The sequence below is a fragment of the Segeticoccus rhizosphaerae genome, from assembly GCF_009192725.1.
Classification (GTDB): domain Bacteria; phylum Actinomycetota; class Actinomycetes; order Actinomycetales; family Dermatophilaceae; genus Segeticoccus; species Segeticoccus rhizosphaerae.
The window spans coordinates 1-5,043 of the sequence record NZ_VOHR01000273.1; the positions used below are offsets into that span (position 1 = coordinate 1).

Annotated in this window: 6 protein-coding genes; 4 read left to right on the plus strand and 2 right to left on the minus strand. The window is 71.6% G+C overall.

All coding sequences use genetic code 11. From position 1 onward, the window contains the following. From FRW57_RS16990 to FRW57_RS17005, 4 genes are all read left to right on the plus strand, one after another. Positions 1-652, plus strand: a 652-nt coding sequence (locus tag FRW57_RS16990) for an Lhr family helicase (protein WP_420853263.1), incomplete at its 5' end; no start/stop codon positions are given. 177 nt (positions 653-829) lie between these two features. Beyond that, positions 830-2,443 (plus strand): acyl-CoA dehydrogenase family protein, encoded by a 1,614-nt coding sequence (locus FRW57_RS16995; RefSeq protein ID WP_152186555.1) that lies wholly within the window; start codon positions 830-832, stop codon positions 2,441-2,443. Between the two features lie 89 nt (positions 2,444-2,532). Further along, a complete protein-coding gene (locus FRW57_RS17000; RefSeq protein ID WP_137121511.1) occupies positions 2,533-3,435 on the plus strand; it encodes an LLM class F420-dependent oxidoreductase in 903 nt (300 codons plus the stop codon). A 45-nt stretch (positions 3,436-3,480) separates the two neighbouring features. Continuing rightward, positions 3,481-4,278 carry a DNA-formamidopyrimidine glycosylase family protein gene (locus tag FRW57_RS17005; RefSeq protein ID WP_137121510.1) on the plus strand — a complete coding sequence of 266 codons (798 nt, stop codon included), beginning with the start codon at positions 3,481-3,483 and terminating at the stop codon, positions 4,276-4,278. A gap of 30 nt (positions 4,279-4,308) precedes the next feature. Here the strand turns inward: FRW57_RS17005 and FRW57_RS17010 are convergent, their stop codons facing one another. Both FRW57_RS17010 and FRW57_RS17015 read right to left on the minus strand, forming a co-directional pair. Then, positions 4,309-4,620, minus strand: coding sequence for a helix-turn-helix domain-containing protein (locus FRW57_RS17010; protein ID WP_137121509.1), 312 nt, complete (start codon positions 4,618-4,620; stop codon positions 4,309-4,311). A gap of 241 nt (positions 4,621-4,861) precedes the next feature. Beyond that, positions 4,862-5,043 (minus strand): CinA family protein (locus tag FRW57_RS17015; protein WP_162529396.1); only part of this gene is annotated, 182 nt, incomplete at its 5' end.

Genomic DNA, 5,043 nt, shown 5'->3' on the forward strand with positions numbered 1-5,043 from the left:
CGAGGGTCGCGCCGGCGGGTTCGCCGCGGTCTACCGCGTCCTCGCGGCGGCCGAGGAGTCCGGCCGGGTGCGGCGCGGCTACTTCGTCGAGGGGCTCGGGGCGGCGCAGTTCGCGACCACGGGTGCGGTCGACCGGCTACGCAGCCACAGCCGCGGCGTCGGTGACGGTCCTTCGGCGCAACCCAGCCTCCCTGCGGATCCGTGGGACACCCGAGGGTCGGGGCGGCCGGCCGCGGGCGGGCGCCGGGTCACTCCACCGGCGGTGGTCCTCGCGGCGGCAGACCCGGCCAATCCCTACGGTGCGGCGCTGCCCTGGCCCGAGCGGGAGGTCGACCCGGTGCAGGGCGAGCGGTCGGCGACGGCACACCGACCGGGCCGCAAAGCGGGCGCCCTGGCGGTCCTCGTCGACGGCGCGCTGACCCTCTATGTCGAGCGCGGCGGCAAGACGCTCCTGTCGTGGACCGACGACCCGGCCAGCCTGCAGGCGGCAGCCGACGCGCTGGCACTCTCGGTCCGCGAGGGTGCACTCGGCAAGCTCACCGTCGAGAAGGCGGACGGCGGAGCGGTGCTCGGTTCGGGCCACCCGCTCGTGGCGGCCCTGGCCGAAGCCGGGTTCCACGCCACGCCACGAGGCCTTCGGCTGCGCCGCTGAAGGCCTGCCCTCCGAGCCCAGCCGTCGGCTGCCCGTCGAAGGCTCGCCTCCTTGCCGCCCCTCCTCGTCTATGTCCAGCCTCACACTCGGTACAGGGTGCCCGGCGCCGCTAACCTACGGTAACGTAACCGTAGGTAAGGTAAGCCTAATGAACCGATTGAGCAGGAGAATCCCCCGATGGTGTTGCAGCTGACTCGTCCCGACACGGCCAGGGACCTCGACCTCGGCACGGAAACCCACGGCACCGGCACCGGGTGCGCCGATCCGGACGGGGCCGCGTCGTTGATCGAGAGGTTCCGGGGCGCCGTGTCGCAGACCTTCGGGCGAGCCGACGTCGACGTGATCGGCCAGCAGCGCGGGCTGCCGCCCTTCGTCATGCGCGACGTGCTCGCGGCGGAGCCGATGCGGGCGTTCCTGCCAGAGCGCTTCGGCGGGTTCGGTGACAGCCTCGCGCCGGGCCAGGCGGTGATGGAGGAGGCGGCCTACCACTCCCTCGCGCTCGGCCTGACCATGGGCATCAGCGGCGGCCTGTTCGTGCAACCGGTCGCGAAGTATGCCGACCGGTCGGTCGCCGAGCGCATCCTGCCGCAGCTGGCCGGTCGCGGCAGCCTCGGCGGGCTGATGATCACCGAGCCCGGCTACGGCACGGACGCGCTGTCCATGCAGACCGCCTGGCGCCGTGAGGGCGAGCACTACCGCGTGCGCGGCACCAAGCACTGGGCGGGCCTGTCCGGCTGGGCCGACTACTGGCTGGTCATGGCCCGCCCCGGCAAGGACGGCGGTGACCTCGGCAACGGCATCGACATGTTCGTCTGCGACCAGAGCGACCCAGAGCAGCAGATCGAGCTGGTCGAACGCTATCCGTCCCTTGGTCTCTATGGGATCCCGTACGGCCGCAATCGAGTTGACGTCCGCGTTCCCCTCACGCATCGGCTCGAGGGAGACCGGGGCGGCCTCCGGATGATGATGGACCTGCTGCACCGGTCGCGCTCGAGCTTTGCCGGCAACGCCGTCGGCTTCATCCACCGTATGGTCGACGAGGCCGTCGCACACTGCACCGAGCGGGTCGTCTCCGGCCGGCAGCTGTTGGACTACGACCAGGTGCGCGCGCGCATCGCCCGGCTCCAGGGGCAGTGGGCCTGTGCCAGCGCCCTCAGCCTGTGGAGCTCCGAACACGCCGGGCTGTCGGTCGACCTGTCCCGCGAGGCACAGTCGGCCAGCTCGGTGAAGGCGGTGGCGTCGGACTACCTCCAGGAGTCGGCGCAGTCCCTCCTGCAGCTGGTCGGCGCCAAGGGATACGCGCTCAACCACATCGCCGGTCGCGCCGTGGTGGACTCCCGGCCCTTCCAGATCTTCGAGGGCTCGAATGACGTGCTCTATGCCCAGGTCGGCGCCAAGCTGGCCGATCAGATGCGCCGGGCCGGCACCTCGAACCTGCGCGAGCAGCTGGCCCGGGATGAGACGACCGCGGCCGGCGCAGACCTGGCGGGGGCGCAGCTGGAGATCAACATCGACGAGCGGCCCGCCCAGCGCCGCCTGGTCGAGATCGGCGCGATCGCCACCCGGGTGTTCACCCTCACCACAGTCCACACCATGGGCCGCCGCGGGTTCGACCAGGACCACGTCTCACTCGCCGTGGCGGCACTGCGCGAGGACGTCGGTGCGCTGGCATCGCGGCTGCACAGGTCCCTCGCCCCGGAGGTTTCGACCGGGCCCATCCCGTCCGGCGCCTGGCGCGAGCTCATGGCCCCAGCGACAGGATTCGCGGCCGCCAGGGCGGCAACGGCCTGACGCTCGCCGTGGCGACGCCAGGTCCCTGACCCCATCCCGGGGCTGGTCACAGCGCGACCACACGGCATACCGGGTTGCATGATGGGGACATGCGCATCGGCCTGCAGATCCCCGACTTCACCTGGCCCGGCTCACCGCGAAGCCTGGGTCCCGACCTGGCGCGGATCGCCCGCAACGCCGAGGCCAGCGGCATCTCGAGCGTCTGGGTCATGGACCACTTCTTCCAGATCCGGATGGTCGGCCCACCCGAGCACGAGATGCTCGAGGCCTACACGACGCTCTCCCACCTCGCTGCCGTGACCGAACGAATCCGACTGGGCGCCATGGTGACCGGGGTGACCTACCGGCACCCCGGCCTGCTCGTCAAGACCGTCACCACCCTCGACGTGCTCTCCGGTGGCCGGGCCTGGCTCGGCATCGGCGCCGCCTGGAACGAGGAGGAGCACCTCGGCCTCGGCGTGCCCTTCCCGCCTCTCGCGGAGCGCTTCGAGATGCTCGAGGAGACGCTGCAGATCGCCCTGCAGATGTGGTCCGGCGACGAGAGCCCGTATGCCGGCCGCCACTACCGGCTCGAACGTCCCCTCAACTTCCCGCAGGCCAGGTCCACCCCGCACCCACCGATCCTCATCGGCGGCGGCGGGGAGAAGAAGACGCTGAGGCTGGTGGCGCAGTACGCCGACGCGTGCAACCTCTACGAGATGGGCCACGACAAGATCGCGCACAAGCTGGGCGTGCTGCGCGGACACTGCGCGGACGCCGGACGTGACTACGGCGAGATCACGCGCACCACGCTCGGACGCCTGGCGATCTCCAGCGACGGGCACGGCAAGACCCAGACGGTCGACCAGGCCGTCGACCGTCTTGGCCGGCTCGCCGAGCTCGGCATCGACGAGGCCATCGTCAGCCTCTCCGACGTCCACGAGACGGAGACCTTCGACCTCGTCTCCGAAGTGGTCGACCAGGTGCACCGCATCACTCCGCAGGGACGCTGACCGTGTCCCCGACGGGTTCGCCCGACGTGGTGACGGTGGTGCGGCGTGCCCGAGGGTGACGCCGTCTGGCGCACCGCACGGCGGCTCGACCGGGCCCTGACGGGGGCTCCGCTCGTCCACGGCGACCTGCGCTGGCCCTCGCTGGCCACCGCCGACCTGCGCGGGGCGACCACCCTCGAGGTGGTGAGCCGCGGCAAGCACCTGCTGCAACGCTTCGACGACGGCCGGACCCTGCACAGCCACCTGCGCATGGACGGCAGGTGGCGGCTGGACGCGACGGCGCAGCAGGCGGCCAAGCCGTTGCGCCACCACGCCATCCGTGCAGTCCTCGCCACCGAGCGGTGGACCGCCGTCGGGTGGCAGCTCGGCATGCTCGACCTGGTTCCCACCGCGGAGGAGAGCTCGCTGGTCGGCCACCTCGGGCCCGACCTGCTCGGCGCCGACTGGGACCTGGAGGCGGCGCTCGCCAGACTGCGCGCACACCCCGACACCCCTCTCGGTGCCGCCCTCCTCGACCAACGCAACCTCGCCGGCCTCGGCACGATCTACACCGCGGAAACCCTCTTCTGTGAGACGCAGCAGCCCTGGCAGCCCGTGGCCGAGGTCCCGCCGAGCCGGCTCCGGGCAGTGGTCGAGCGGGCCCGGCGGCTGCTGGACGCGGGGCGCGCACACGGCATACCGACCACGACCAGGGTGCGCCGTCGTGGTCAGGGGCTCTACGTGTACGGCCGGGCGGGGCGGCTCTGTCGCCGCTGCGGGGGAACGGTTCTGGTCGAGATGATCGGGGAGCCGCCGAAGGACCGGATGATGTTCTACTGCCCGATGTGCCAGGGCCCGCGCTGATCGGCGCGGGCCCGTGGTGCACGGCAGGGATCAGGCGGCGGAGGAGACCAGTTCTCGTGCGCTGGTCTGGACCGGCAGGTTCACCGGTGCGGTCAGCGCCTCGGCGGCCTCGGTGACGGCGACGCGCATGGACACGTTGCTGAGCATCTCGGACAGGGGCAGCTCGAGTGCTCCGCAGATCGACGCGAGCAACTCGGAGGAGGCTTCCTTCTCGCCACGCTCGACCTCGCTGAGATAACCGAGCGAGACCGACGCGGACGCCGACACCTCGCGCAGGGTGCGGCCCTGTGACTGACGCTGCTCTCGCAGCACGTCACCGAGTTCACGGCGAAGCAGGATCATGACGCCTCCTCTCGCGGTCCTGTCTGTGGCCTCCACGGTACCCCGAGCGGCGGGTCCCCCGCCTCCCGGATCCACCAGGCGATCATGTTTGCTTCATCATGTTTGCTTCCCGGGGCGAGCCGCGCCGACGGTTGCGCGCAAGACGAGCTGCTCATCCTCGAGGCCACATCGGTGCCAACAACCGACTGCGGCGGCGTGTTCCGAGGGGGTTCGGTCGGCACCGCGACGATCGGGCGGGTGGTCAGAGTGACTGCGCCAGCAGCTCGAGCACGGCGTCGACGGTCAGGGCGCGGATCTGCTCACGGTCGCCGGTCAGCGCCAGCTGGCGCACCCGGACACCCTGCTCCGCCGCGACCGCGACGAAGACGGTGCCGGCCGGCTTGCCGTCGGCCGGCCCGGGCCCGGCCACGCCGGTCGTCGCCA